Annotated in this window: 30 protein-coding genes, 1 pseudogene and 1 riboswitch; of the genes and pseudogenes, 17 read left to right on the top strand and 14 right to left on the bottom strand. The window is 36.1% G+C overall.

Going from position 1 to position 26985, the window contains the following annotated elements; translation table 11 throughout:
* The coding region (locus tag BPMYX0001_RS20720) for an N-acetylmuramoyl-L-alanine amidase family protein (protein WP_081449591.1) at nt 1–806 on the top strand (806 nt) is incomplete at its 5' end.
* A 171-nt stretch (nt 807–977) separates the two neighbouring features.
* On the opposite strand, the gene BPMYX0001_RS20715 is transcribed toward BPMYX0001_RS20720, so the two are convergent.
* Nucleotides 978–1637: an HAD family hydrolase gene (locus tag BPMYX0001_RS20715; protein ID WP_006096296.1), complete on the bottom strand. Its 660-nt coding sequence runs from the start codon at nt 1635–1637 to the stop codon at nt 978–980.
* 207 nt (nt 1638–1844) lie between these two features.
* On the opposite strand from BPMYX0001_RS20715, the gene BPMYX0001_RS20710 reads away from it, so the two are divergent.
* Complete coding sequence (locus tag BPMYX0001_RS20710; RefSeq protein ID WP_006096295.1) at nt 1845–2072, top strand: hypothetical protein; 228 nt, start codon at nt 1845–1847, stop codon at nt 2070–2072.
* Between the two features lie 68 nt (nt 2073–2140).
* On the opposite strand, the gene BPMYX0001_RS20705 is transcribed toward BPMYX0001_RS20710, so the two are convergent.
* Genes BPMYX0001_RS20705 through BPMYX0001_RS20695 form a run of 3 tightly spaced genes read right to left on the bottom strand, consistent with a single transcriptional unit; the run spans nt 2141 to nt 4720 of the window.
* On the bottom strand, nt 2141–2947 hold the full coding sequence (locus BPMYX0001_RS20705) for an ABC transporter permease (protein ID WP_033796489.1): 807 nt from the start codon (nt 2945–2947) through the stop codon (nt 2141–2143).
* A complete protein-coding gene (locus BPMYX0001_RS20700) occupies nt 2940–3704 on the bottom strand; it encodes an ABC transporter ATP-binding protein (RefSeq protein WP_006096294.1) in 765 nt (254 codons plus the stop codon). The genes BPMYX0001_RS20705 and BPMYX0001_RS20700 overlap by 8 nt, the downstream gene beginning before the upstream one ends.
* A gap of 11 nt (nt 3705–3715) precedes the next feature.
* Nucleotides 3716–4720: an ABC transporter substrate-binding protein gene (locus tag BPMYX0001_RS20695; RefSeq protein ID WP_018764595.1), complete on the bottom strand. Its 1005-nt coding sequence runs from the start codon at nt 4718–4720 to the stop codon at nt 3716–3718.
* A gap of 120 nt (nt 4721–4840) precedes the next feature.
* On the opposite strand from BPMYX0001_RS20695, the gene BPMYX0001_RS20690 reads away from it, so the two are divergent.
* From BPMYX0001_RS20690 to BPMYX0001_RS20660, 7 genes and pseudogenes are all read left to right on the top strand, one after another.
* On the top strand, nt 4841–5137 hold the full coding sequence (locus BPMYX0001_RS20690; protein ID WP_006096292.1) for a DUF3986 family protein: 297 nt from the start codon (nt 4841–4843) through the stop codon (nt 5135–5137).
* A 1-nt stretch (nt 5138) separates the two neighbouring features.
* On the top strand, nt 5139–5372 hold the full coding sequence (locus tag BPMYX0001_RS34160; RefSeq protein ID WP_006096291.1) for a hypothetical protein: 234 nt from the start codon (nt 5139–5141) through the stop codon (nt 5370–5372).
* A 222-nt stretch (nt 5373–5594) separates the two neighbouring features.
* On the top strand, nt 5595–6557 hold the full coding sequence (locus BPMYX0001_RS20680) for a metallophosphoesterase (RefSeq protein ID WP_006096290.1): 963 nt from the start codon (nt 5595–5597) through the stop codon (nt 6555–6557).
* 116 nt (nt 6558–6673) lie between these two features.
* Nucleotides 6674–6760 (top strand): annotated as a pseudogene (locus tag BPMYX0001_RS34970) (DUF2196 domain-containing protein); the annotation flags it as partial.
* Nucleotides 6761–7026: 266 nt separating this feature from the next.
* On the top strand, nt 7027–8844 hold the full coding sequence (locus BPMYX0001_RS20670; RefSeq protein WP_006096288.1) for an acyltransferase family protein: 1818 nt from the start codon (nt 7027–7029) through the stop codon (nt 8842–8844).
* Nucleotides 8845–9207: 363 nt separating this feature from the next.
* Entirely contained in the window at nt 9208–10407 is a 1200-nt protein-coding gene (locus BPMYX0001_RS20665; RefSeq protein ID WP_006096287.1) for an ATP-binding protein, read from the top strand.
* A gap of 335 nt (nt 10408–10742) precedes the next feature.
* Nucleotides 10743–11963, top strand: a complete 1221-nt coding sequence (locus tag BPMYX0001_RS20660; protein WP_003201289.1) for an ATP-binding protein — start codon at nt 10743–10745, stop codon at nt 11961–11963.
* Between the two features lie 122 nt (nt 11964–12085).
* Here BPMYX0001_RS20660 and BPMYX0001_RS20655 read toward each other — a convergent pair whose 3' ends face one another.
* Both BPMYX0001_RS20655 and BPMYX0001_RS20650 read right to left on the bottom strand, forming a co-directional pair.
* Nucleotides 12086–12418 carry a hypothetical protein gene (locus BPMYX0001_RS20655; RefSeq protein WP_006096286.1) on the bottom strand — a complete coding sequence of 111 codons (333 nt, stop codon included), beginning with the start codon at nt 12416–12418 and terminating at the stop codon, nt 12086–12088.
* On the bottom strand, nt 12419–13336 hold the full coding sequence (locus tag BPMYX0001_RS20650) for a Nif3-like dinuclear metal center hexameric protein (RefSeq protein ID WP_006096285.1): 918 nt from the start codon (nt 13334–13336) through the stop codon (nt 12419–12421).
* Between the two features lie 126 nt (nt 13337–13462).
* Here BPMYX0001_RS20650 and BPMYX0001_RS20645 point away from each other — a divergent pair, with 126 nt between their 5' ends.
* Together BPMYX0001_RS20645 and BPMYX0001_RS20640 are read left to right on the top strand one after the other, a co-directional pair.
* On the top strand, nt 13463–13786 hold the full coding sequence (locus tag BPMYX0001_RS20645; RefSeq protein WP_006096284.1) for an iron-sulfur cluster biosynthesis family protein: 324 nt from the start codon (nt 13463–13465) through the stop codon (nt 13784–13786).
* 114 nt (nt 13787–13900) lie between these two features.
* The gene (locus tag BPMYX0001_RS20640; RefSeq protein WP_006096283.1) at nt 13901–14806 is read left to right on the top strand and encodes a DMT family transporter; all 906 of its coding nucleotides are present in this window, start codon (nt 13901–13903) and stop codon (nt 14804–14806) included.
* A 28-nt stretch (nt 14807–14834) separates the two neighbouring features.
* Here BPMYX0001_RS20640 and BPMYX0001_RS20635 read toward each other — a convergent pair whose 3' ends face one another.
* Nucleotides 14835–15056 (bottom strand): hypothetical protein, encoded by a 222-nt coding sequence (locus BPMYX0001_RS20635; protein ID WP_018782076.1) that lies wholly within the window; start codon nt 15054–15056, stop codon nt 14835–14837.
* Nucleotides 15057–15563: 507 nt separating this feature from the next.
* Here BPMYX0001_RS20635 and BPMYX0001_RS20630 point away from each other — a divergent pair.
* Nucleotides 15564–15935, top strand: coding sequence for an ATP synthase subunit I (locus BPMYX0001_RS20630; RefSeq protein ID WP_006096282.1), 372 nt, complete (start codon nt 15564–15566; stop codon nt 15933–15935).
* A 325-nt stretch (nt 15936–16260) separates the two neighbouring features.
* Here the strand turns inward: BPMYX0001_RS20630 and pckA are convergent, their stop codons facing one another.
* Nucleotides 16261–17847, bottom strand: coding sequence for a phosphoenolpyruvate carboxykinase (ATP) (gene pckA, locus BPMYX0001_RS20625; protein WP_018764584.1), 1587 nt, complete (start codon nt 17845–17847; stop codon nt 16261–16263).
* A gap of 229 nt (nt 17848–18076) precedes the next feature.
* A riboswitch (SAM riboswitch) is annotated at nt 18077–18199 on the top strand.
* 164 nt (nt 18200–18363) lie between these two features.
* On the opposite strand from pckA, the gene metK reads away from it, so the two are divergent.
* A complete protein-coding gene (gene metK / locus BPMYX0001_RS20620) occupies nt 18364–19563 on the top strand; it encodes a methionine adenosyltransferase (protein WP_003201301.1) in 1200 nt (399 codons plus the stop codon).
* Between the two features lie 497 nt (nt 19564–20060).
* Here the strand turns inward: metK and BPMYX0001_RS20615 are convergent, their stop codons facing one another.
* The 3 genes from BPMYX0001_RS20615 to BPMYX0001_RS20605 are packed head-to-tail and all read right to left on the bottom strand — an operon-like array spanning nt 20061 to nt 20976.
* The gene (locus BPMYX0001_RS20615; protein ID WP_003201303.1) at nt 20061–20585 is read right to left on the bottom strand and encodes a GNAT family N-acetyltransferase; all 525 of its coding nucleotides are present in this window, start codon (nt 20583–20585) and stop codon (nt 20061–20063) included.
* Nucleotides 20586–20598: 13 nt separating this feature from the next.
* A complete protein-coding gene (locus BPMYX0001_RS20610; protein WP_033799170.1) occupies nt 20599–20790 on the bottom strand; it encodes a hypothetical protein in 192 nt (63 codons plus the stop codon).
* A 6-nt stretch (nt 20791–20796) separates the two neighbouring features.
* Nucleotides 20797–20976: a hypothetical protein gene (locus BPMYX0001_RS20605; protein WP_003208786.1), complete on the bottom strand. Its 180-nt coding sequence runs from the start codon at nt 20974–20976 to the stop codon at nt 20797–20799.
* 408 nt (nt 20977–21384) lie between these two features.
* Between BPMYX0001_RS20605 and BPMYX0001_RS20600 the strand changes: the two genes are divergently transcribed.
* Together BPMYX0001_RS20600 and BPMYX0001_RS20595 are read left to right on the top strand one after the other, a co-directional pair.
* Nucleotides 21385–21894: a MogA/MoaB family molybdenum cofactor biosynthesis protein gene (locus BPMYX0001_RS20600; RefSeq protein WP_006096280.1), complete on the top strand. Its 510-nt coding sequence runs from the start codon at nt 21385–21387 to the stop codon at nt 21892–21894.
* Nucleotides 21891–22499 (top strand): molybdenum cofactor guanylyltransferase, encoded by a 609-nt coding sequence (locus BPMYX0001_RS20595; RefSeq protein ID WP_033799169.1) that lies wholly within the window; start codon nt 21891–21893, stop codon nt 22497–22499. Before BPMYX0001_RS20600 ends, BPMYX0001_RS20595 begins: the two co-directional genes overlap by 4 nt.
* Before the next feature lie 81 nt (nt 22500–22580).
* Here BPMYX0001_RS20595 and BPMYX0001_RS20590 read toward each other — a convergent pair whose 3' ends face one another.
* From BPMYX0001_RS20590 to BPMYX0001_RS20580, 3 genes are all read right to left on the bottom strand, one after another.
* Nucleotides 22581–23723: a glycosyltransferase family 4 protein gene (locus BPMYX0001_RS20590; protein ID WP_006096278.1), complete on the bottom strand. Its 1143-nt coding sequence runs from the start codon at nt 23721–23723 to the stop codon at nt 22581–22583.
* Nucleotides 23724–23735: 12 nt separating this feature from the next.
* Complete coding sequence (locus tag BPMYX0001_RS20585) at nt 23736–24278, bottom strand: phosphatase PAP2 family protein (protein ID WP_003201315.1); 543 nt, start codon at nt 24276–24278, stop codon at nt 23736–23738.
* Between the two features lie 145 nt (nt 24279–24423).
* Nucleotides 24424–24936 (bottom strand): gamma carbonic anhydrase, encoded by a 513-nt coding sequence (locus BPMYX0001_RS20580; protein WP_006096277.1) that lies wholly within the window; start codon nt 24934–24936, stop codon nt 24424–24426.
* Between the two features lie 74 nt (nt 24937–25010).
* Between BPMYX0001_RS20580 and BPMYX0001_RS20575 the strand changes: the two genes are divergently transcribed.
* Entirely contained in the window at nt 25011–25814 is an 804-nt protein-coding gene (locus tag BPMYX0001_RS20575; RefSeq protein WP_018764577.1) for an alpha/beta hydrolase, read from the top strand.
* Nucleotides 25815–25850: 36 nt separating this feature from the next.
* Complete coding sequence (locus tag BPMYX0001_RS20570; RefSeq protein WP_018764576.1) at nt 25851–26912, top strand: tetraprenyl-beta-curcumene synthase family protein; 1062 nt, start codon at nt 25851–25853, stop codon at nt 26910–26912.
* Nucleotides 26913–26985: the final 73 nt, after the last annotated feature.

Genomic DNA, 26985 nt, shown 5'->3' with positions numbered 1-26985 from the left:
CGGGCTGGTTGCAGGAAGGAACAACCTGGTATTACCTGCAAAATAGTGGAGCAATGCAAACGGGCTGGTTGCAGGAAGGAACAACTTGGTACTATCTGCAAAGCAACGGAGCGATGAAAACAGGTTGGCTACAGGAAGGAACAACTTGGTACTACCTGCAAGGCAATGGGGCAATGAAAATCGGATGGTTAGATGAGAATGGTAAAGTATACTATTTTGATACAAATGGTGTTTGGATTGACAATCCAATCATATTTGGTAAAACAATTATAGTTGATCCAGGACATGGTGGATATGATTCAGGGACATTATATGAAAATATATATGAAAAAACGATTGCCCTGCAAGTAGGTTTGAAGTTAAAGAGTTTATTAGCTCAGAGTGGTTCAAATGTTGTGATGACACGAGCAACAGATATCTTTATTCCATTAGGAGATCGTGTTCGTATTTCAAATGAAAACAAAGCAGATATTTTTGTTAGTGTGCATGTAAATTCAGCTGATGCGACTGCAGCAGAAGGAATTGAAACGTTATATAATTCTGAACACCCAAAAAGTAAACAAGCACTTACTTTAGCAAATGCTGTACAGAATGCTTTAATTAAAAATACAGGTGCTAAAAATAGATTTGTAAAAGATCGACCAGAACTTCGTGTGTTAAAGGCAGATAATAGTGCACCACCTATATTAGTAGAAACAGGATTTTTATCAAATCCTAATGAAAGAGTAAAATTGACTTCTGACAAATATCAAAATGTACTGGCACAATCTGTGTTTGAAGGAGTTCTAAAATATTTTTCTAATTAGAGGTAGCGTAACATTGCTAGTAAGCTAGGAAAAAGAAATACACTCTTAAAATGAAAAAACGCTATTCTTTCTCTAGAATTATAGGAAAGGATGGCGTTTTTGTATCTGATGAATTACAACTTTAGCTTTATACTAACGTGAAAAGTGAATTCTTTAAGGGTGACGACTTATTTATCCAAGTTTTACGAATGAAAGTACCTCAAGTAAATTTTCAACTACACGAGAATGTTCAAACTCTCCCCAAAATGAATCTTTCTTCCAAACTGCAGGAATCCCGGCGTTTTCAGCACCGGTTACATCGTTTTCCGGATGATCTCCAACATAGATACATTCTTCTGATCGGACGTTTAATTGTTTGAGGGCACGCTCAAAGATAGCTGGATGTGGCTTCTTAATACCTTCTGCTTCCGAAATGAGAATGGTATTTGTATAAGTATGTAAGTTCAAAGCGCGAATATTGTTCATTTGAAATTCGGTTATGCCGTTTGTAATAATCCCCACTTTAATATTCTTGTTTTGTAATTGCTGAAGTAATTCATGCATATTTGGAAAAGGAATGCAGTGGTTTGCGAATTCTGTTACGTAATCATGCAAGAGTTGTTCGGCTGTCACACTTGTAATTGCATATTCTTTAAGCAGGGTAGCGTATACTTTATTTTTCCAAGTATAGCCGTTATTGTCTAGCTGAATGAAACGAGAACAGTATTCTGATTTAATAATGCTGGTAAAATGATGAGCATAACGATCATATTGTTCATGAATAAAATGTTTTAAAGATTGATGCCGATCTAACAATGTTCCATCTAAATCAAATAGCACAGCACGAATCATAATAATCCCCCTTAAAATGAAAAAACTTCCTAGAAATAATTATCGCATATTTCTAAAAAAATGCATGGCATAAAACTTTTTGACGTGGAAGAAGGGACCAGAATTTCCAAATAGAATAGGTGTAAAAGAGATATTGTCACAAAATTAAAACAATTATAACGCGCATGTTGAAGATGCAATGAATTCATTCTCAAGGAGGTAGAGCGTATGAAAACCATTCTTGCTATTGCTGGTCTCATCTGGGTAATGTCTCATGGTGTTCCGATTTTCGAAGGAGAACAAATCCGTAATGCATTAAATCAATATTTTGATGAGTATCATATTGTAGATCGGAAAGATAATATTGTAACAGTGCGTGTGAAGGATTGCTTTCATACGGTCATGATTCAAGGAAACACTGTAATGAACGATACAAAAGTATGTGATCAGAAATAAAAAAGCTATGATTTCTTAAAAATAATGGTATAAAAAAGAAAGAGCTGACCCAAGTATTTTGTTTTGAGTCAGCTTCTTTTTTTCTTACCTATTAATAGTTTCTCGAATCCTTCAACAAACACATACATAAGAGTAGCAAGTGCACATGTCAGTAATACACTCAGCAGTACAAGCGTAAAGTTAAATACTTGGAATCCGTAGCTAATTAAATAACCGAGTCCTTGTTTGGAAACAAGAAGTTCACCGAAAATAACACCAACCCATGATAATCCAACGTTTACTTTTAAAGTTGAAATGATAGCTGGAAAGGAAGACGGTAAAATAACTTGTTTATAGCATTGCCATTTATTTGCGCCGAATGTATCCATTACTTTTATATAATTAGAATCAACTTCTTGAAATGCACTGTAAATAACAAGAATGGTGATAATGATGGAAATAATAACGCCCATTGCGATCGAAGAGGAGATGTTTGGGCCGAAAATAACGATAATAATCGGGCCAAGTGCTACTTTTGGCATTGCATTTAACACAACAAGGTATGGGTCTAATACGCGAGCTATAAGCGGTATCCACCAAAGAACGGTTGCGATAATTGTTCCGAGAACTGTACCGAGAATAAAACCAATACCTGTCTCAAGCAGTGTCGTCCATATGTGAATCCAAAGTGATCCGTCTCCCCATTTACTTACAAATAACTCCCAAATACTTGAAGGTGAGCTAAAGAGTAAAGGATCGATCCACTCCTGTTTACTGGAGATTTCCCATAATGTAAAGAAGAGAATGAGAAGTGAAAATTGTAAAGAGGCAGCTGTCCAAGTACGCTGACGCTCTTTTTTTCGAAACTGTTTGTGTAATTGTTTTATATTATCCAAGGCGCTCCAGCTCCTTCCATATGTCTTGAAAGAGGGCTGGAAAATCAGGGTGGTACCTTGCTTGTAACGGTGGTAGGGAGCGAATGCTTTTTGGTACTGAAAATATTTTTGCGATTTTCCCAGGGTTTGCTTGAAGCAAGTAAATACGATCACTCATTGCGATTGCTTCTTCAATGTCATGCGTGACGAGAAGAGATGTTTTCTTATATTTGTGTAATAAAGAAAATACGAGCTCCTCTAATTTTAATTTCGTTTGATAATCAAGAGCTGAAAATGGTTCATCAAGCAACAGGATTTTTGGATTTGTTGCAAGTGTACGAACGAGTGCTGCCCGTTGGCGCATGCCACCGGATAGTTCCCGAGGGGATTGCTTTTCTACGCCTTGCAAGCCGACTTGCTTTAAAAGTTGTAAGGTATGTTCTTTCGTTTCCTCTCCATATGTTTTTGTAATGTGCAGCCCAAGCATTATATTTTCTTCAATTGTTTTCCAGGGAAACAAGTAATCTTGTTGGAGCATATATCCCATTGAAGAAGTTGATTTTGTCACTGGCTCATCTTCTACAAAGACAATACCTTCAATTGGTTTTAATAGTCCTGCAATAATAGAAAGAAGCGTTGTTTTTCCACAGCCGCTTGGGCCAAGAAAGGAAATAAATTCCCCTTCTTCTACGTGTAAGTTAATATCTTCGAGGACGAGCCGGGCATTTTCTTTTGCAAAAAAGCAGTGGGAAACATTAGATATTTGTAAGAAACTCATTGTATTCGCCTCTATTTCTTAATAACGCTTTCGGCAATTTTTGTATCGACGAGCGCCTCATGTGGAACTTCTTTTTGTAATTCTCCAGCTTCTTTCATAATTTTTTGTAGTTGTTTCCATTCTTCCACGTCTAATAATGGATTTGTCGCATACGAATGTTGCTTTTTGTAGCGCTCGATTACTTTGACCGTAATATCTTTTGAAGTATCTTTAAAAAGTGGTGTAACAGCCTCGGCAATTTCTTCTGGACTATGCGTATCAACCCATTGCTGTGCTTTATATAATGCACGTGTGAATTTCTCCGCTGCTGCTTTGTCTTTCTTTAAAAAGCTTTCTTTTGCCATAAATGTTGTGTATGGAACAGTTCCAGATTCAGTACCAAAAGAAGCAACGATATAGCCCTTTCCTTCTTTTTCAAAAATACTCGCTGTTGGTTCAAACAACTGGACAAATTCGCCTGTACCAGACGCGAAGGCATTAGCGATATTAGCAAACTCAACATTTTGAATTAAATTTGTATCTTTGTGTGGATCAATGCCATTTTTCTTCAAAACGTATTCCCCAACCATTTGCGGCATACCACCTTTACGTTGACCAAGGAAAGTAACGCCCTTCACATCGTTCCAATTAAAGGAGTCTAATTTTTTGCGAGAAACTAAAAATGTACCATCAGTTTGCGTGAGCTGAGCAAAGTTAATAACCGGGTCTTTTGCTCCTTGCTGGTGAACATAAATGGATGTTTCAGAGCCGACAAGTGCAATGTCAATTCCACCAGATAACAGCGCAGTCATTGTTTTATCGCCACCAGCTGTCGTTTGTAGGTCGATATCTAATCCTTCTTCTTTAAAGAATCCTTTTTCAATCCCAACATATAACGGTGCGTAGAAGAGGGAATGTGTAACTTCACCAATGCGAATCTTTTGCACTTGTTGCTTCGTATCGTCTTTTTTACTACAAGCCACAAACGTAAAAACAGTAAGTACAAGTATACAAAAAACAGCTATAAATTTTTTCAAAATGTGACACCTCCTAGAAATGAATCTACTGCCATAATATGTAGGTAAGTGCCTAGATGTGAGTGGATGTAGAAGGAATTTTTTGGATGATAAAGAAGTACAAATATAAGGGGTGATAAAATGAAATATGAATATGATGATAGCATGCATTTACATCTTGATTATTTTGGAGATGAATTTGATGTGGAATCGATTGCTTATAAAAGAAAACATGAAGATGTGTGGGATGTATTTTTTAACTTTGCTTTTTATGGGATTCCGCTAGTACAGGTACAGGAAGATGAATTTATGGATGACTATTCCGGGTATCGCGTTTTTTCTGTACATGCAAATGACTTAAGCTGGGAATTTGGAAGTGCTAAGTTTGAAGAATGGCTTTTGGAACATCGTATATTAGAGAAATCAGTGCAGAAATAGAGTGATTGACTTTCTCGTTTTGTTACTTATAGTTGTAGCAGGATTTATGATATTACAGCTTCTTGTTTATCGATTTGCAAAGAAGAATGTCTATAAATATAAGGGAATGAAACTTATGCATATTTGGTTGGATATGCATGTAAAGAAAGGGTCTAAATTAGATTTTGGTGATTATACATTTATATTAATTGTATGCATCATATGGGAAATTTGGCTACTTCCTTTCATAAGGTAAAATCTTATAAAATCATCCAAACTGCTTCTAATAGTAGAAGTAAATATCCTATCATTTTTCCCCTTAATAGAAGGACCACATGCTGCATCAAATCTTAATTTTGGTTTAATTAGTTTGCTCATGTTCACCTCAATTTTCAAAAGACATACGTTTGTAACATAGAAATGCTACAACATTATTTAAATCGTATCTTTTTATGAAGATGAATTTAGAGGTGGACACATGAAAGCGAATTTAGAACACGCCAAAACAAATAGAATGAATTTGAACGAAGAAATACCTTCTTTGGAACAAGCCAAAGAAGGTACTTCCTTATTGCGGTTTAGAAGAATATGTATCATTTCCCTCATACTATTCATTCTTCCAATAACAATTTATGTATATGCTTTTCATTTGGAAACAAAATCATTTTCAGTTACATGGAACGATATTGAAAATCCAAATATTCCAGAAGGTTTTCATGGTGTGAAAATCTTACAGTTTTCAGATACACATTTCGGACCAAACTTTCCTCATAAACAGCAGCAAATATTAGTGGATAAAATCAATAAGCTAAAGCCTGACATTGTGGTTTTTACAGGTGATTTAATTGATAAATTTGGAGAATATGTTGTGGAAAGAGAGTACTCACAAACGATTTTGAAACAAATTCGCGCTCCTCTTGGAAAATATGCTGTGTTTGGCAATCATGATCGAGGAGGTGGCGGGGGACACTTATACGAACAGTATATGGAGAAGGCTGGCTTTACTGTTTTGAATAATGAAATGAAGAGGATTAAAGTTGCCAATGGTGATTACATTACCATTTCTGGTCTAGATGATTTTTTACTTGGAAAACCAAAAGTTAAACCTACTCTTCAGCACCTTCGAACAGAGGATTTTAATCTCCTGCTATTACATGAACCAGATGCTGTTGATCAAATATCTGAATATCCAGTGGACCTTCAACTATCTGGTCATAGTCATGGTGGACAAGTACAGCTTCCGTTCATAGGTTCTATCATTACTACTTCACTAGCAAATAAATATGTAGAAGGACTTTATTCATTGGAAGGAAAGAGTAAGCCATTACAGTTGTATGTGAATCGTGGTATTGGTACTACTAGAATGCCGGTACGGTTTTTAAGTAAGCCGGAACTTTCTGTTTTTTCATTAAAGAGAACAAGCAGTTATGAGAAAAGATAGCGTGTTTATTGTTTGCGAAGTTATTAAAAAACAAACAATTGGATGTAACTGAGTGGAAATTCGATAAATTACGACAAAGCTATACCCTTGTATCTGTTATCTTAAATAAGTTCGTTATTTTAACAAACACGGAGACGCATGTATACGGTATTAAAGTACGATTACAAGATGGGAAAGTTGGTAGAGTTCAGAGTATCGGTTAATAAGAAAGGAGGTTATCCTAAAAATAGAATTTTTAGGATAACCTCCTTTTTTACATGAAAGTTCATAAATGAGACTATTTCATGTTAATACATAACATGGTAAAATTTTAGTTACTGTGCATGCAATCATAAAAATTGAGTGTGTTTGTTAATAGGTTTTGTAATATTTTGATTCGGTTCATATTTTTTAGAGGTAATACATATTGATAGAGTTTTATATTGTAAATATTCACGTAATTTTAGAGAAATACGGGGGTGACTGGCGGATGCCCGAACCATTAAAGAAAAGTAGTCGCTATATGGTTGGATTGGACAGTCTAAGGGGCCTAGCTATACTAGGCGTCATTTTATATCATATTAATTTTAATTGGATGCCTGGAGGATTCCTAGGTGTTACTGTATTTTTTGTACTTTCGGGTTATTTAATTACAGATATTCTAGCTATAGAATGGAAGAGAAATAAGAGGATTGACTTGAAGAAATTCTGGCTCAGTAGGGCAAGGAGATTACTTCCTGGAATGCTTGTCATGCTTGTAATTGTTTTAGCATGGATTACAATTTTTCATAGTTCTTTGCTAGGAAAGATGCGTGGGGATTCGCTAGCAGCTTTATTATATTTCAGTAACTGGTGGTATATTTATCATAAATTATCGTACTTTGATAGTTTTAGCCAACTTTCTCCACTGAATCATTTTTGGTCGTTAGCTGTTGAAGAACAGTTCTATGTAATTTGGCCATTTATTATTAGCCTGGCGTTTCGTTACATAAAAAAGAAATCACATATCATTTTATTCATTGTTTTAGGGGCAGCTGCTTCTGCATTGGCAATGGCATTTCTGTATGAACCAGGAGCTGATCCAAGCAGAATTTATTACGGTACTGATACAAGGGCCTTTTCCTTATTGATTGGAGCGGCACTTGCCTTAATTTGGCCAAGCAGTAGGCTTGCAAATAAAATTATTCCACAAGCACGTCTCATTCTTGACGTAGTTGGAGGAATGGCTCTTATTATTATCCTCGTTATGTTTTGGAAGACAAATCAATATGATCCGTTTCTATATCGCGGAGGAATGGTCATTTTATCAATTGCTACTGCCTTATTAGTGGCGAACCTTGCTCACCCAGCTAGCCGAATTGCTCAATTTTTAAGGTTTAGACCACTGCGTTGGATGGGAGTACGATCGTATGGGATATATCTTTGGCATTATCCGATTATCACGTTAACGACTCCGAAGGTAAGTGCTGGAGAGTTTTCGCTTACAAGAGCAATTCTTCAATTTTTACTTATTATAGTAGCTGCACAAATTTCATGGAAGTTTATTGAAAATCCAATCCGACAAGGGGCATTGAAGAATATTCGCTCTAGGAATTGGGGAATGAAAAACTTAGCATTAAGTGGTAAGCTAGCCTTAGTATGTGCACTATTCGTTTCTACGATCGCTGTTTTTGGATTATCAACAGCTAGTAAAGCGAAGGATAATCCTCAAAAAGATAAGGTGGAAGCAGTACAAACGGAACAAAAAGAAAAACCGAAACATCCAGTGGCAGTTAGGGAAAAACCAGCTGATGAGCCACCTCGAAATAAAGAACAACAAGAAGCTACTGCGCAGCCTAAAGGTCCTCAAACAGTTACAGCTGTAGGTGATTCTATTATGATTGACGTCGCCCCGTATTTGAAAAATTCATTTCCTAATATTAGGATTGATGCAAAAATTGGTCGCCAACTGTCTAAAGCAATTCCTGTGGTGGAACAGCTAAAGAATGAGGGGAATTTAGGGAATCATGTCATTATTGGATTAGGTACAAATGGTGCCTTTACAAAAGAGCAACTCGTATCATTAATAAAAGTGATTGGGAATGAACGTAAAATTATATTCATCAATACGAGGGTACCACGTCCGTGGGAATCATTAGTGAATGAGAAATTAAAAGAAGTCGCATCTGAGTACCAAAATGTGACGTTAGTCGATTGGTATTCAGCAAGTGCTGATAATAAGGCGTATTTTGAGCCGGATGGCGTACATTTAACGAAAACAGGTGCAGAAGCATATGCTGCGCTTGTAGCAAAAGCGGTGAATCAATAATTTGATTTGCATCACACTTTGACATAACTTCAAAGTGTGATGCAATAGATTGATTGAAATCAAAAAAGAACTTGTAGATACGCTACAAGTTCTTTTTGACTTATATTTAATAACGGGGTAGGCTCAAACACAAAGAACGGGGAGTTCTCTTTACAGTTAACCTGACAAGTTCAGTATATAACAAATAATAGCGTTTTTTAGTACATATTATTGAAAATTATGTGACTTATCAAATTGATAAGTCGGGGTAAACTTTTCTACATTATTTGATATTATTTTGGTCAAACACTATTGTCGTTTATTATAATAATGAGTGTTAGTAATAATATAGCGAAAGTATATAGCTTTTGAGGAAGTGTTAAAGTGAAAGAAAACTTTATCTCATTTCAAGAAGAAAAGAAAAATGCTCGACTCTTTTTATGGGTATTGAATATTGTATGGGTTATATATGAAACAGTTTATTCTGTTATGCTAGGAGATTCTGAAACACTAATAAGATTAGATGTTCAAGTTCCAAAGTTTTTGTATGGAGCCTGCATAATAGCATGTAGTATGTATATGATGAAAAGGGAACAGGCATATCGTGTTAAGTATATATATTTAATAGCTTATATGTGTTCAGAAATTTTAAACTTATATTGGTATGCACTTCACAATAAAGTAGCATTTGATGATGGGCATACAATTGAATTTGTTTTTATTTTATTTGTGCCAATCTTTATGAGTAAACGGTATTTGCTTTGGTTATTTTTGGTTATTATGGGGAAATACAGTGTACTTTTGGTCCTAGGGAAAAAAGCGGCATTTATGCCGTTGGTTATGTATAGCCTCTTATTATTTGTAACGTATCTCCTATTGAATCGATTTTTACAGTACCTTTCTACTGTAAACAACGTGATGATAGAAAAGCGAGAGTCTGAAAAGCTCGTAGTTATTGGAAAAATGGCAGCATCTGTTGGACATGAAATTAAAAATCCACTTTCATCGTTAAGGGGATTTACGCAATTGCAGAAAGAGAAATATGTAGATGATAAAGTGTATGAACATATGATTGATGAAATTGAGCATATAAACAATATGATAAGTGAGCTTATGGTAATGGCAACTTGTAAACCTTCTACCTACAGTAGTTATTTAATAGAAGGTATTGTATCAAATGCGTTGAAAGAAATGAGTGCAGAAATCAACAGGAAACAGCTGTATCTCATTTATGATGTTGCACCTGATCAAATAAAAATAGATTGTGATCATCGTAAATTAAAAGGAGTATTTCTATACATAATAAAGAACGCAATTGAAGCGATGGAACATGGCGGAACACTTCAAATACATATAAACAAAAGAAATGAAGATGGTGTAATAGTAAGTATTGTAGATAATGGGTGCGGTGTGCAGGAAGAGAATTTACAGCGTATAACAGAAGCCTTTTATACGACAAAGAAAAATGGCATCGGTTTAGGGCTTACTGTTGCTTGCAAGATTATTGAAGAACATGATGGGAAAATACACATTACGAGTAAAAGAAACGTAGGAACGAAAGTAGACATTATTTTACCTATATAAGAAAATTGAAAAACCGACATAAAACCTTTCTTTTTAGGTGAGAGAGAGCATCCGGCCATGGATAGAAGCGGTCAGATCCTTTTCCAGCCCCATGCCAAGTGAAAACAAAGAGAGAACACGAGTGCAGGTCACCTTTTGTTTTTCATAGCAGCTTATATGTGAAAAATCAAAAAGGAGTTATCCCGCAAAAGCTCGACGGGTGATGGAAGTTTCACTTTATATAAATACAAATTGAAAAATCGACAGAAAACCTAATTTATGTTAAAAATCAAAATGGGTTTATAGAGAAGGCAAGATTCGCGAAGTATGTGTATTGTGAATAGAGGAGTTACTACATGGACAGTGTTTATAAATTAACAAGGGAAGAGATTCGAACGTTAAAGCTGTTTTTAAGTTTATTCTTTACAACTTTTTTTATTTATGATGTTGCATATTATTATATTATGCCTAAGCTAGAAGGGGGAGGAGATGGGGGTCCAATTCTAGAAATGGGTTTAGGGATATGGTTGTATATTCTCATGGTTATATTGGTGTTTGTGGGAATATATGTGGCGAAGCGACAGAATCCATATGCTGTGAAATATATTATTTTCATAGGATATAATATATTAGATTTCATTCATAATTTTATCATTTACTATGGAACAGATTTAGAGTTTGATGCAGGGAATATAGTGGAAGGGTTTTTCTTTCTTTTTGCACCATTATTTGTAAATAAACGCTATTTTTGGTTAGTAACCGGAGGGACAATAATAAAGTATGTTTTAATGGGATTCATTGTGAATTCTTTTATTGTTCTCATTCCTATTGTTCTTTGTAGCTTGTTTTCCATTATAGGATGGATTATTTTATTGAGATTCCAATCTTATATACACACAATTGAAATGACACATAAGGAATTGCAACAATCGGAGAAGATGGCTGTAATTGGAAGGGTGGCAACAGTTATCGGTTTTAAAATGCGTAATCCATTGATGCTGTTGAACGGTTTTGTTAGAGGACAAAAAGAAAAGTATCCTGAGGATAAAGCCTATTGTGATATTATGGAGCAAGAAATCGAAAGAATCGATACAATTGCCACCGAACTGGTGGAGCTTGGAAATTCTAAGCCAATGGAATGCGGGAATCATAATATAAAAGACATTCTTTCATACGTGGTAAGAATTATGGGACAGCCTGCTTCGGAACGAGGAATTAAAATACATACCATTTATAAAGGTGAGTTACCAAGTATAATATGTAATGAAAAACGTTTAAAACAAGTGTTTTTAAATTTAATAAAAAATGCGATTGAATCTATGCAAGATGGTGGAATAATTATCATTGAGGTTACATTAAAAGATGCAATGATCATTCGAATCAAGGATGAGGGATGTGGCATACCGAAAGACAAAATGCCTAAACTGAGCGAAGCTTTTTATACAACGAAAGATGATGGAACTGGTTTAGGATTAATGGTTACATATAAGATTATTGAAGAACATCAAGGCAAGATACAGTTTGAGAGTGAAGTTGGAGTAGGGACTACAGTTGAAATTACGTTGCCAATTCACTGATGAATGGGAAAGAGAGGGAAGCAGATCCTCTCTTTTTATTTAAAATGATCGTTACATATACCTTATTAGATTTATTATCTATTCCTGATAACTAAAAGATCCGCAGTATTAGCGAATCTTTTTTAATCTCGTAGACCAAATCCAATTACTTTCTTTGTTTTCATATCAACAAATGCATCTACATTTCCAAGTTTGTAAGAACGATCAGATGGGAATGAAATACGATAAACCTCTTTTCCTATATAAGAGGAATCTTTGACCGAAGATATTCCGGCTTGCAATGTTTCAGTTGTAATTGTAGCATGCTTCCAGCCATCACTTAGTTCTTCTTTCGTATGTTCAGATAATTGATCCCACACTGTTTTTCTTAATTCGTCTTCAGGGTTATTTTTACATGCACCTAATAAAAAACAGGTAAGAAAGAGAAATATGAAAAAAATTTTTCGAATGCGCATTTAATACCACCATTTCTTTTGCGGAAGTAAAACAACATCCACATCAAAGTTTTCTATAAACCAATCACGCATTAATGTTTTCTTCACTAAGTATTCAGAAGCAGAGTGTGACACACTGATAAGTGACATATTCGTTTCTTTCACATATTCCATAATTAATGAATACTTATGTTTGCCGTATTCGTTATCAATATGGCAATGAATTTCACCTGTAATATACGCCTCAGCGCCCTTTTCTTCTGCTTCTTTAAGAAGATCTATTTTATCACCGCATCCAGCGATAATTGCAATTTTTGTGATAAATTCATGTCGTTTGCCTTCAAAGTCTATATATGGAATGTGAAAGAGTTCTTTTAGTTGGTTTTCGAGTTTTCTTGTTGTTGTTTCAGGAATTTTGCAAATGAGTCCACATGGTATATCTTTACCATCATAAGCAAAACCATCTACTATATCGGCCTCTAGAGCTTTTGCAATCGCAATGCTTGTTCCGTATGTTTGATGATGATCCATTGGAACATGGCATGTATAAATAGAAAGGTCTTTATCTTTGATTTCTTGTAAATAGTGAGCTGGAATCGGTAAAAAGCCTCGTCCGGATTTTCCAAGAGGATCACCGCATTCCATCACAAGAGGATGATGCATAAAAAGTAAATCACCTGGTTTCGATTGTAAGATGAACTTTTCAAGAACATCATCTGTTGGGAAGACTGCTAAAAAGACGCTATTTACAGTTGCAGCCCCTTTTATCATAAGTCCGTTAAAGGTATTTACAAAGTCTGTTTCAAAAAAATGTTGCCAAGGAAAATCAATTAGATCGTATACAGCTGGAATAAAGCGGCTGAAGGCACCGTCTTTTCCATATTTTTTAATTTGAAATAAATGATCAAGTGCTTGTTGTATTTCTTGTAAAGCTGCCATAATTCATCCTCCTTTATCACATACATTTTATATTAGTCTTAATTTTCTGTATACAATAAATGGATAGAATTCATAAAAAGAATGGTACAATATAAGAATTATGTACTGAGGTAGGAGGGACAATATATGTACGTTACTGTAACAGATGCAGCATATAAAAAGATTATGGATACGATTCCAAGTGAAGCGAAGTTTATAAAATTATTTTATGATAATGAAGGATGCGGCTGTGTGATGAGTGGAATTATTGATTTGGTGGCTGTATCAGAGAAAGATGAACGTGATGTAGATATTGATTCAAATAAACTACAGTTTATTGCGGATCGCACAAAGCTTGTTTTTATGGATGATAAATTGACTGTTGATTTACATGAATCAGGTGGATATTTTCAATTGAAGAGTCCGAATCAGTTTTATAATCCGAATATGAAACTCCATATTCGAGTATAACTTATGAAAAAAGGAGCAAACTGTACGCTCCTTTTTCTTATGAAATTCTTCAGTTTATAAAATGTACATTTAATTAAATTTTCTGTATAATCATCTGTGCGGAGGGGATTACGCATGAGAAGATGGGGGATTGAATTATTACTTTTAAATGTTGTTATCATTTGGGGGATAAATTATACGATCGGGAAATACGGACTTGAGGAGTTTTCAGCAGTTGAGTTTACTGCGCTCCGTATGATAGCAGCAGCACCGCTACTATTATTGCTTACATTTTATATTGAAAAGTCATTGTATATGGAAAGAAGAGATATACTAAGGCTCGTTGTTGTGAGTATTGTTGGTATCATATTGTATCAAACATTATTTATGGAAACCATCAAATATACATCCGCTACGAACGCTTCCTTACTTATTTCTATTTCACCTATTTTTACAACGATGTTTGCAATCTTTCTTAAGCAAGAGAAGTTTTCTCAGCGAAAATTAGTTGGTTCTATCATAGCGTGCAGCGGTGCAGCGCTTGTGTTATTAGCTGGACATTCGCTTGTTGGGTCTTTTTACGGAAATGGAATTGGACTGATTACATCAATGTGCTGGGGGCTATATCCAGTGTTAGCAGGACCACTTATTAAAAAATATTCAGCGCTTCGTGTGACTGCATGGTCAGCAGTTGTTGGAGCGATTCCTCTTGTTATACTAAGCGGATGGCATATTTTTTCGATGCCGTTTCAAATTGAACAAGGAATGACATGGTTTGCACTATTATATTCTATTTTCTTTGTAACGGTATTCGGTTTAGTTATGTGGTATATTGGTGTTCAAAAAATTGGAGCTTCTCATACGATGGTATATATGTATATTACACCGCTTGTTGCGGTTGTATTTGCAGCGGTATGGGCGAAGGAACAGATTTCATTACAACAAATAATTGGCGGGTGTGTTATTTTTCTCGGTTTATGGTTTGTGAAATCCGAAAAACCTGGGACGCAGCCTGTCGCGTCAGAACATATATCAAAATAGGAAAACAGATCAGTCATGATCTGCTTTCCTATTTTTTTATTTTGGGTAGAAATATGAGGAACAAAATGGCAGTAATAAGTGGGATTAAGTTGAGAAAAGGTATGCGGAACAGTGCAATGAGAATAATTCCGGAGAGAAGAACACTGAGGACAGCATAGAAGATACTATGTTTTTTTGTGTACCAATATAATGAGAGTCCTATAAGTGCAGGGATAATGAGGTGAATGAGAGCCATTAAAAAATAAATCATTATACGCCCCCTTTTTTGTGTACTTATTTTACTACATGCATGTAAATTGAAAAACTGACGTAAAACCTTTCTTTTTAGGTGGGAGAGAGAATCCTGCTATGCGTAGTAGCGGTCAGAGTCCTTTCCTGCCCCATGTCAAGTTAGAACAGAGAGGAAAAGAGTGCAGGTAACTTTTGGTGCTTCGTGGCAGCGATTTTATATGTTGGAAAATGAAAGCGGATATATATACATCATATCCATATTCTTATAGATTGATATCACTTTTTTATAAATCTATGAAAAAATGTTTGCAAAAACGTCACAAAATGATCCTACTTCCAAGCTAGAAATCTTGTATAATATTATTTCTGAAAAATATTTTAACAACATAAGTGTAGTGGTTATGTTGTTTTTCTTTGAATGTAACAGATAAAGTGAAACTTTAATCAGTGGGGGACTTCCTGCCCGTTAAGGCGGGATAAAGTCTGATGATATGTAAATAAGATGATAATGATAAAGGAGAATTGCATGATTGGTATGTCACTAAGGTCATTTAAAATCCAAATGTATTATTTGCTGGGCGCGATGCTATTAGGCTGGGCGATGACACCTTTTTCTGCTCACTTTTTAGGTGTGGGGATTGGTTTACTCGTTAGTATGTATTGTGTTTGGATTTTAGGAAGACGTATTGAAAAGCTTGGAGATAGTATTGTAAAAAAGAGTAAGGCACCAACACTTGGTATGATTAATCGCTTTGCAGCAGCGATACTTGGTGCGATTATTATGTATGAGATTGAACACCATATGGTCATGTGGGCATTTGCTGTTGGAATTATGGGTGGTTATTTTTTAATCGTTATTAATTTAGGGTATTACAGTATGAAGGATGCGAAGAAATAAATACAAAAACCTTTTCTTTTAGGTAGAAGAGAGGCTCCGTCCATGGATAGAAGCGGTCAGTGCCTTTTTTCGCCCCATGTCGCGTGAAAACAAAAGGAGAAAGTGAGTGGAGAATCTGTTTTTGTTTTCGAAGCCGCGATTTATATGTTGGGAAATCAAAATATATATAGAAAGAAGCTTACGTTTTTATCGTAAGCTTCTTTTTTATTGTAAGTATGTGTAACCTATTAAGCCGCATGGGTTTTGTCGGTGAGTACGCGCACTTTTTAGGCTACAACATACTTATTCATATGAGTAAAGGGGTATTCAAACAGTAAAGGTTAAATTAAGCGATTGGACCGCCTAATTTGATCATGTTTTCAGAAACGTTCTCGAACTTCTTGAAGTTTTCTTTGAATTTACCTGCAAGTTCGATTGCTTTTGCTTTGTAAGCAGATTTATCAGCCCATGTTTGTTCAGGCATTAATACTTCATCAGGTACACCTGGTACATGAAGTGGTACTTCAAGACCGAAGATGTCATGTTTCACTGTTTCAGCGTTATCAAGCTCGCCGTTTAATGCGGCTTGCACCATTGCACGAGTGTAACCTAAGTTCATACGTTTTCCAACGCCGTATTCGCCACCAGTCCAGCCAGTGTTTACTAGGAATACTTTTGCATCATGTTTCTCGATCTTCTCACCAAGCATTTCAGCATAGCGAGATGCATCAAGTGGTAAGAATGGAGAACCGAAGCAAGTTGAGAATGTCGCTTGCGGAGATGTTACGCCGCGCTCTGTTCCAGCTAGTTTGCTAGTGTAACCGCTTAAGAAATGGTACATAGCTTGCTCTTTATTTAATTTACTGATTGGAGGTAATACCCCAGATGCATCAGCAGTTAAGAAAATAATTGTATTTGGATGTCCAGCAACACTTGGTACGACGATATTATCAATCGCATCAATTGGGTATGCAGCACGTGTATTTTCTGTTAATGTAGTATCATTGTAATCTGCAACGCGTGTTTGATCATCAATTACAACGTTCTCAAGTACAGATCCGAATGTAATGGCATCAAAAATTTGCGGCTCTTTTTCATGAGAAAGGTTAATACATTTTGCGTAGCAACCGCCTTCAATATTGAATACACCGTTATCAGACCAACCGTGCTCATCATCACCAATTAATTTACGGTGTGGGTCAGCAGATAATGTTGTTTTACCTGTTCCAGATAAACCGAAGAATAAAGCGACATCGCCTTCTTCACCTACATTTGCAGAGCAGTGCATAGATAAAATATCTTGTTCTGGAAGTAAGAAGTTCATAATAGAGAAGATTGATTTTTTCATTTCTCCAGCGTATTCCGTACCACCGATTAATACGATGCGTTTTTCAAATGAAACCATGATGAATGCTTCAGAGTTTGTACCGTCGATCTCTGGATCTGCTTTAAAGCTTGGTGCAGAAACAATTGTGAACTCAGCTTCATGATTTGTTAATTCTTCTTCAGTTGGACGAATAAATAATTGATGTACAAATAAATTGTGCCATGCATATTCGTTAACAACTTGTAATGGAAGACGATAGTTACGATCAGCACCAGCGAATCCTTTAAATACGAATAATTCTTCTTTTTCCTTTAAGTATTCTAATACTTTTGTATATAATTTATTAAAATGTTCTTCAGAAATCGGTTGATTTACAGGTCCCCAAGCAATCTTATCGGCAACCGACGCTTCTTTCACAATAAATTTATCTTTAGGAGAACGTCCTGTATATTTTCCTGTAGAAGCAGAGACGGCACCAGTAGAAGTTAATTTTCCTTCATTTCTCATTAGTACTTTTTCCACTAATTGTGGAACGCTTAATTGAACCTGTGCATTGCTTCCGTTCAGTAATTCGTGTAATCCAATTTGGACATTCACAGTACTCATATTTATATACCATCCTTTTCATTTTAATGAAATATTTCTCGTAATCCCCATCAAGAGTATAACACAATCATATAAATAATGTATACTATTTATTTATTTTTGTTTGTGCGAATGTATTATTTTCCTATTTATATTTCGTCCAACAAATAATGCGAAAAACTTGTAGGAATATGTGAATATTAATTGACAAATGAATATCATTTCTTTAGTATAGGTTGGGACGGATACTCTCTTATCCCGAGCTGGCGGAGGGACAGGCCCGATGAAGCCCAGCAACCTCACTTGTAACGGTAATAAACAAGTGAATAGGTGCTAAAACCTGTGCGAGGCGAACGGTCTCGAACGATAAGAGCGAAGGGCAAAAAGCAGTATGCAAGTAGCAAATCAAACCTTTCCTCTATATAGGAAAGGTTTTTCTTTATACTTGTGTGGGAGAATAAATGAATGTCGCAGTTTGTGGCAAATTAAGGATGAGTTCCGTACAATATATACGATTACTGTAGGGAGGTTTACCACATGACAAAACAACGTCATCTGTTCACATCTGAGTCTGTAACTGAAGGACATCCAGATAAAATTTGTGACCAAATTTCTGATTCAATTTTAGACGCGATCTTAGCAAAAGACGCAAATGCACGTGTAGCTTGTGAAACAACAGTAACAACTGGTTTAGTATTGGTAGCGGGGGAAATTACGACTTCTACTTATGTAGATATTCCAAAAATCGTTCGTGAAACAATTCAAGGTATCGGTTACACTCGTGCAAAATACGGATTCGATGCAGAAACTTGTGCAGTTTTAACATCTATCGATGAGCAATCTGCTGACATCGCTATGGGTGTTGACCAAGCGTTAGAAGCACGTGAAGGTCAAATGACTGACGCTGAGATTGAGGCAATTGGTGCAGGGGACCAAGGTTTAATGTTTGGTTTCGCATGTAATGAAACAAAAGAATTAATGCCACTTCCAATCTCACTTGCTCACAAATTAGCTCGTCGTTTAACGGAAGTTCGTAAAGATGAAACATTAGAATATTTACGTCCAGACGGTAAAACGCAAGTTACAGTTGAGTATGATGAAAATGGTAAACCAGTACGCATCGATACAATTGTAATTTCTACACAGCATCATCCAGAAGCTACATGGGAACAAATCGATCGCGACTTAAAAGAGCACGTAATCAAAGCTGTAGTACCAGCAGAATTAATGGATGAGGAAACGAAATTCTTCATTAACCCAACGGGGCGCTTCGTAATCGGTGGACCACAAGGGGATGCTGGTTTAACAGGACGCAAAATTATCGTTGATACTTACGGCGGATACGCTCGTCACGGCGGCGGTGCATTCTCTGGTAAAGATGCAACAAAAGTTGACCGTTCTGCAGCATACGCAGCTCGTTATGTTGCGAAAAACATCGTAGCAGCTGGTCTTGCTGAAAAAGCAGAAGTACAACTTGCATACGCAATCGGCGTGGCACAACCAGTATCAATTTCAGTTGATACATTCGGCACTGGTAAAGTATCTGAAGAAGTACTAGTAGAACTAGTTCGTAACAACTTCGATCTTCGCCCAGCTGGTATCATCAAAATGTTAGACTTACGTCGCCCGATTTACAAACAAACAGCAGCTTACGGCCACTTCGGACGTACTGATGTAGAGCTTTCATGGGAACGTACAGACAAAGCAGCAACTTTAAAAGAGCAAGCTGGTCTATAATATAAGAAGAAAAAAGCTTTGCGCGAAGGCGCGAAGCTTTTTTTTTTAGGCATGTTAACACACATTTGGGTAAAGTTAATCTTGAACTTTATTCAAATGTATATTGGCTAATTTGATTGCACATAATTGTGGAATCAAATTTAGGAAGTTAACTACTGTCAATAATTGGATGGGTGTTAGTGGTTTAAAATATCCCCCAAAATATTCATCACTTGTTACATGGATAAAATAATATGAGATTATTGCAGATAATATATTGCCTATTATAAAAGTGGCTGTAGTATTCAAGCATTTACAACAAAAAGCAAGTAGTGAGGTTACAAGCAGCATAATGAAATAACCAATCATAGAACGATCAGTGAAATCTTTATACATGGAAAAATATACGAACGGAAAGCAGTATACACAGATGATTAGTATAGTAAGGATTACTTTTTTATTTATTTACCACCTTAAAAAGTAGTTGTTTTACATTCTTCACTGATGGAAATTTCACATTACTTGTAGTTGTTCTGCAGCAAGGCAAACATTTCAATATCATGCCATTTCCCATTTCGGAATACAGCTTCTTTACAGGTACCTTCATGTTGAAAGCCGAGCTTTTTATAGAGAGAAATGGCTTTATCATTAAATGAAAATACACGTAAGGATACACGATGTAAGTTCAATTCTAAAAAGGCATAATTTAATAACACTGTTAAGGCTTCTTTCCCGTATCCTTGTCCCCAGCAATTCTTTTTACCGATATCAATAATACATTCCGCATTCCGATTGTGTGGATCGATGTTAATTAAAGAAGTGAGACCAATAGGAAGATGACTATCTTTTTGTTCAATGATATAACTTTTAGAAGTGGGAGAGTGGATGATTTGTTTGCAAAACGCTTCTGTTTCTTGAACGGAATGGACATCAAGATTAAGGATAGTGGTATTCATAACTTCTATATCGTTCCGCCAAAGATGATAGATGGGAATATCGTCTTCTGAAAACTTTCGTAAGCGAATTCGATTTGATTCGAACAATTCGGTATACCTCCTATTTCACCTCATTATTTTGTTTCGTGAATACTCCAACACACGAACCACAATATACTTCTCCATCAAGCTCAATATATTTTTTCATATTCGTCATCCCGCTTGGAGGGAACGGCATATGAATCCATGCTTTTTCATATGTTTGAATCTCTTTTCCGCATGATCTGCAAATTGTAGTTTTTTTGCGAAACAATGGTCATCATCCTTTCTTTTGACGCGCTTTTCCAGCACAAAATGCACTGCATAGTAAAAAGAGTGTCGCAAATCCCCAGCCGCCAATTGCTGAATATGGAACAGCATCCTTTAATGCCATCCCAGCACTGATGGAAGCGACAAATAGAAGGATAAATACCGTTGTGAGTTTTTGATAAAGTTCCATGAATGAACCTCCTAATTATGAAAATTTATTTAGTATGTATCTGGTTATTTCGTGCGATTCCTAATCCATTGAAATAAAATAAAGCAAGAGGAACCACGGTTCTCGATAATAACGAATAGAGTCGTCTAGCATGAATACGTATCATTTTAGAAAATTGATATCTAATCTATAGGTAATGAATTGGAAGGGAATTAGGATTATAAGAAAAGGAATTCATGGGACAGGTTGTTTAAGATTATAAAGAGATATAGATAAACTCCCTTTTTATGGTTATATATACTTATATTGTATCATGATGTTTCGGTTATGTAATAGATAATTGTGGATATGTGATGTATTTCATATGTAATAAAGTTTCTATACGATATGATAAAATTATGAGTAGTTCATAAGAAGGGGCGAATAAAAATGAGCGTAATAGAACATAAACAACAAGCACCCACAGAGGTTCGTTGTAAAATTATTACAATCTCTGATACACGTACAGAAGAGACGGATAAGAGTGGTAAGTTGTTAAAAGAATTATTATTAGAAGCGGGCCATATAGTAACCGCTTATAAAATTGTAAAAGATGATAAAGAAAGTATTAGGCAAGCTGTATTAAGTGGATATCATCAAGAAGATGTTGATGTTGTCTTAACAAATGGAGGAACTGGTATTACAAAGCGTGATGTTACGATTGAGGCGGTTTCGGCATTATTAGATAAAGAAATTGTTGGATTTGGTGAATTGTTTCGGATGATTAGTTATTTAGAAGATATCGGCAGCGCTGCAATGCTAAGTAGAGCAATTGGCGGAACAATTGGAAGAAAAGTTGTCTTTTCGATGCCAGGTTCTAGCGGGGCAGTTCGCCTTGCGATGAATAAATTAATTTTACCAGAGTTAGGACACATTACATTTGAGTTGCATCGTCAATGAAAAAGCTCGCTGGGATTGTATTAGCTGGTGGTATGTCGAGACGATTTGGTGAGCCGAAAGCATTGGCAAGCTGGCAAGGACATACTTTTATCGAACAGATTGTTCAAATGGTGCGGGATACTATACAAGATGTAGTTGTGATTAGTCATCCTGATATAAAAGAAAGAATTGTTACCTTAGTAGACGTTCCTGTTATAGAAGATATTCCTCCCTATAAAGGAGATGGACCGCTTGCTGGAATTGTATCGGGGATGGAGCATATAGAGACGGAGTGGTATATCGTTTCGCCTTGTGATGCACCGAACCTTTCAAATGAGTGGATTACAGCATTAATAGGACAAATAAGTGGTGAATATGAGGCAATTGTTCCGGTTATTGATGGAAGAAAGCAGCCGTTATTAGCAGCGTATCATTATCGTGTAAAAGAAAAAATATGCGTATTACTAAATGAAGAAAAACGAAGTATGGGACAACTTTTATCACAGTGCAACGTAAAATATGTGATGGAAGAGGAATGGAATGTAGCGAAAGAATTATTTGTGAATGTAAATACAAAAGAGGAATATGCGCGGTTACTGAATGAGAAAAAGAACAAAAAGGTATGACGTTATAGAGTCATACCTTTTTGCTCTTTATGAATACGATGGATGAGTTCATTGTTATATGTTTTGAGGTCAATTTTTTTATTACGCAAGTAGTTCGGTATTATTTTGGTGAAGCACCTCTTCATATTGCATGTATAAACCATGAAAAATTTCATCCCAGCTTTGTGTAGTGGCGTAGAATCTAGCGGCTATGCCCATCTGTTTACGCATTTCTTCGTTATTTAATAACTGATAAATAGATGATAAAAATGAGTTCGAATTTTTGGGCTCGCAAAGAAAACCTGTTTTTCCATCTGTAATAATATTTTTTACCCCGCCAGAATTCGCACCAACGACTGGTGTACCACATGCGAGCGATTCAAGAACGACATTGCCAAACGTTTCTGTGGCCGATGGAAATACCATGAGATCGGAGCATGCATAAGCTTCTGCTAAATTTTCTTCTTGTAAATATCCCGTAAACGTAACGTTTGCTGGTAAAGTTTCACGTAATTCTTCAGCAAGGGGACCATCTCCTGCAATGAGCCAATGAATATTATCTTTTCGCTCTTTTATTGTTGTGTGAATCAGTGTACGCAGTGTTTCGATATCTTTTTCAGGGGCAATGCGTCCGATATAGGAAAGAATGTATGGAGCAGTAATATTATATTTTTTTCGGAATAGGTCTTTATTGTAAGACTGATGGAAGAGGGAACAATCTACGCCGCGCCCCCATATATATAAATTTCGAAATCCCTTTTGAGTTAATTGCTGTAATGTTTCAGGAGAAGGGACAAAGTTTTTTTGCATACTACTGTGAAACCACTTTAAATAATTCCATAACATATTGGAGAAAAATTCAATTTTATAATATTGCAAGTAGGAATCAAAGTCAGTGTGATAAGAACCGACAAGAGGGATATTTAATTTTTTCGCGTAATACATGCCGCATAGCCCCATGTTAAAAGGAGTAGCGACATGAATGATATCCGGCTGAAAGTTAAGAAGTTCCCGCTTAATACGCGGAGTTGGAAAAGCGAATCGACATTCTGGATACAGTATTTTTAGCGGAATACTTCTCATTTTATTCACATTGGCTACGAAATCATCTTCTGCTGTATGTTGCGGTGCGAATACGGAGTAAGCAATATTTTGTTTTTGAAAATAAAGGGTCAAACGATCTAGTGTGTTTGCCACGCCATTTACTTGCGGTGTAAATGTATCAGTAAATATGGCGACTCTCATCCAATCTCTCCTTTACATGAAAAATGGAATGAATTGATAAAAAGAGATGATGCCAGAACATGTGCCAAGGCACATACCTACAAATACATCTGATGGATAATGAAGCCCGAGATAGATGCGGGAAATTCCTACAATAATTGCTAATAGAAGTAAAACGACTAATAAGTTTGGATCATAACAAATAAATGGAACAACTACCGAAAAAATAGCTGTTGTATGACCTGACGGAAAAGAATGATCTTTTAATGGATGCGATGGATATTTTGCATCTTGAATTGTTAAATAAGGCCGTTTGCGTGGATACCACCTTTTTAATATTTGCACAGGAATATGACTAATTGTTAATGAAAGAGCTGCTGTAATTGCTGCATCGTGCAGAGGACCCTGTGAAAATATAAGAAAGCATAACGTGAGCGAGATGGAAAAGATTGCACCACCGATATGTGTAATGGTACGGAAAAAGATATTTAATGTTTTTTGATCAAAGTAACGGTTAATTCCTTTGAAAATGTAACATTCTATTTTATATAAGGAGCTGCCGGATTTAGCTTTCATGAAATCTCTCCCCCTCATTTACATATATATTGAGATTATATCTTCTATTTTAATAAGACTTTATTGAGGGAATAATAAGATTTTGTAAAGAAAACGTTAGAGTTTTAACGAAAAAAGCTGCCATCGTGGTGGCAGCAAGTAGAGACTATTTTTGCAGTGACTTATAGTACTGTCCTTTTTCAACATATTGTTTGCGAATGCGTTCCATATCTTTGTGATCTTTATCTGTTAATTCGCGAATGACTTTTGCCGGACGACCGAAAGCCAGTGTATTAGGTGGAATTTTCTTTCCTTGTGAAACTAAACTACCAGCACCGATGAATGCACCTTCACCAATTTCAGCACCGTCTAAAATAATAGATCCCATCCCGATTAAAGAGTCTTTTTTTAAGGTACAGCTATGTAAAATAACTTGATGTCCAACTGTTACATCATCTTCTAAAAGAAGAGGGTACTGTGGACTTTGATGAAGTGTACATTGATCTTGTACATTTACGCGGTCTCCAATTATTACCTTAGACACATCACCACGAATGACTGTATTAAACCAAATGCTTGATTCTTCACCAATTGTGACATTGCCTGTAATCGTAACATAGTCAGCGATAAAAGCACTACTCGCAATTTTTGGATTTTTATCTTTATAAGGATATATCATGTAAAGCCTTCCTTTCCTAGAAACTAGTTTTAGTGTATCAAATTAAGGAAAAGAGTGAAATGGAGGAGTTTCGTATGTGGAATTATGAAGCGGAAGCAGCCAAAGCGGTAATCGTGATGGTGCACGGTGCGATGGAATATCACGGACGTTATGAGGCGCTAGCAGAAATGTGGAATCATTTCGGGTATCATGTTGTCATGGGAGACCTTCCAGCTCATGGAACAACTTCAAGAAATAGAGGACATATTGACTCATTTGATGAATACATAGAAGAAATAAAATTATGGGTGAAAGAAGCAAGAAAGTATCGGCTACCTATTTTTTTATTTGGACATAGTATGGGCGGTCTTATTGTCATTCGAATGATGGAAGAAACGAAGAGAGACGATATAGATGGAATTATATTAAGCTCGCCATGCTTAGGTGTATTAGCTGTACCTGCTGCTCCGCTTCGAGCTGTTTCAAAGGTGTTAAATATTCTCACGCCAAAACTTCAATTTCCCACCAAACTTACAGTAAACATGTCAACGAGAAATAAAGAAGTTCGCGATGCGATGGAAAATGATTCATTGTTCTTGCGCAAGGTATCGGTTCGTTGGTATAGTGAATTGATAAAATCTATTGAGATTGCTCATGACAAAATAGATGAGTTTCCAGACGTTCCGCTCTTGCTAATGCAGGCATGTGAGGATAAAATTGTAGATAAAACACGTGTCCGTAAATGGTTTGATAACTTAAATATTAGTGATAAGGCATATAAAGAATGGTCAAATTGTTACCATGAGCTATTAAATGAGTATGAGCAAGATGAGATTTTGAACTATATCAAGTCATTTACTGAAATACATGTAAATAACATAATAGAAACAAATAAATAATTATTTGTACATTTAATAGAGGAGATGAAGGAAGAAGTGAACGTACCGAGTAATCCCATAACGCTCATGGCGAAAGTATACCGTGATGTGTTTCCGGTTGTACACCATGAGCTAGCGATGTGGAAAGAGCGTGCCTACCATATTCCAAATGACGAACTTCATAGTCAAGCGATTGCAAGTATTGAGCATAAAACATTTCATTGTGAAGGCGGTGGTATTTTAGCGCTGCTCGCAAATGAACAACGCGAGGAATGTATTCGTTTTATTGTGGCGTATCAGACGATTAGTGATTACTTAGATAATTTATGTGATCGTAGTACATCGCTTGATCCGAATGATTTTGCTGCACTGCATGAATCAATGCTGACTGCATTAACACCAGAGAGTGAAGGAAGCAATTACTATCGTTATCGAGATGATCAAGATGATGGTGGTTATTTAGATGAGCTTGTTGCAACATGCCAAGATGTTTTAAAGAAAACGAAGCACTATGATAAAATCGCTCCGATTCTTCACGAACTTGCTTGTTATTATTGTGATTTACAAATTCATAAGCATGTGAAACTAGAAGAAAGAGAACCGCGCTTACAAACATGGTTTGAGGCTCATAAGGAAAATGTACCGCCAATGAGCTGGTTTGAATTTTCGGCATGTGCAGGATCAACACTTGGAATCTTTTGTCTCGTGGCGTATGCGTTTCATGATGAATTACTTGATGAAGATATTGCAAAGATTAAGCAAGGTTATTTCCCGTACGTACAAGGGCTTCATATTTTGCTTGATTACTTTATTGATCAAGAAGAAGACCGACTTGGCGGGGACTTAAATTTCTGTAGTTATTATGAAAATGAACAAGTCGTATTAGAGCGAATGAAGCATTTTGTGGAAGAAGCAGAAAGAAATATTGGTGGCTTACCACATGCGAAGTTTCATCGCCTTATTAGCCGCGGTCTCCTTGGGATTTATTTATCTGATCAAAAGGTATCAGAGCAAAAGAATATGCAGCAAATGGCACGGCGCATCGTGAAATATGGTGGATTCACTTCACGATTCTTCTATTGGAACGGGAAGATGTACCGAAAGAAAATGGCGCAGTGATAGAAATAGAAAAAGATGTGCATTTGGTGCACGTCTTTTTCTATTTTGATTATTGGTGATGTTCTTTTTTTAA

This window comes from Bacillus pseudomycoides DSM 12442 (assembly GCF_000161455.1).
GTDB lineage: Bacteria > Bacillota > Bacilli > Bacillales > Bacillaceae_G > Bacillus_A > Bacillus_A pseudomycoides.
This window is presented reverse-complemented; position numbering and strand designations above follow the sequence as displayed.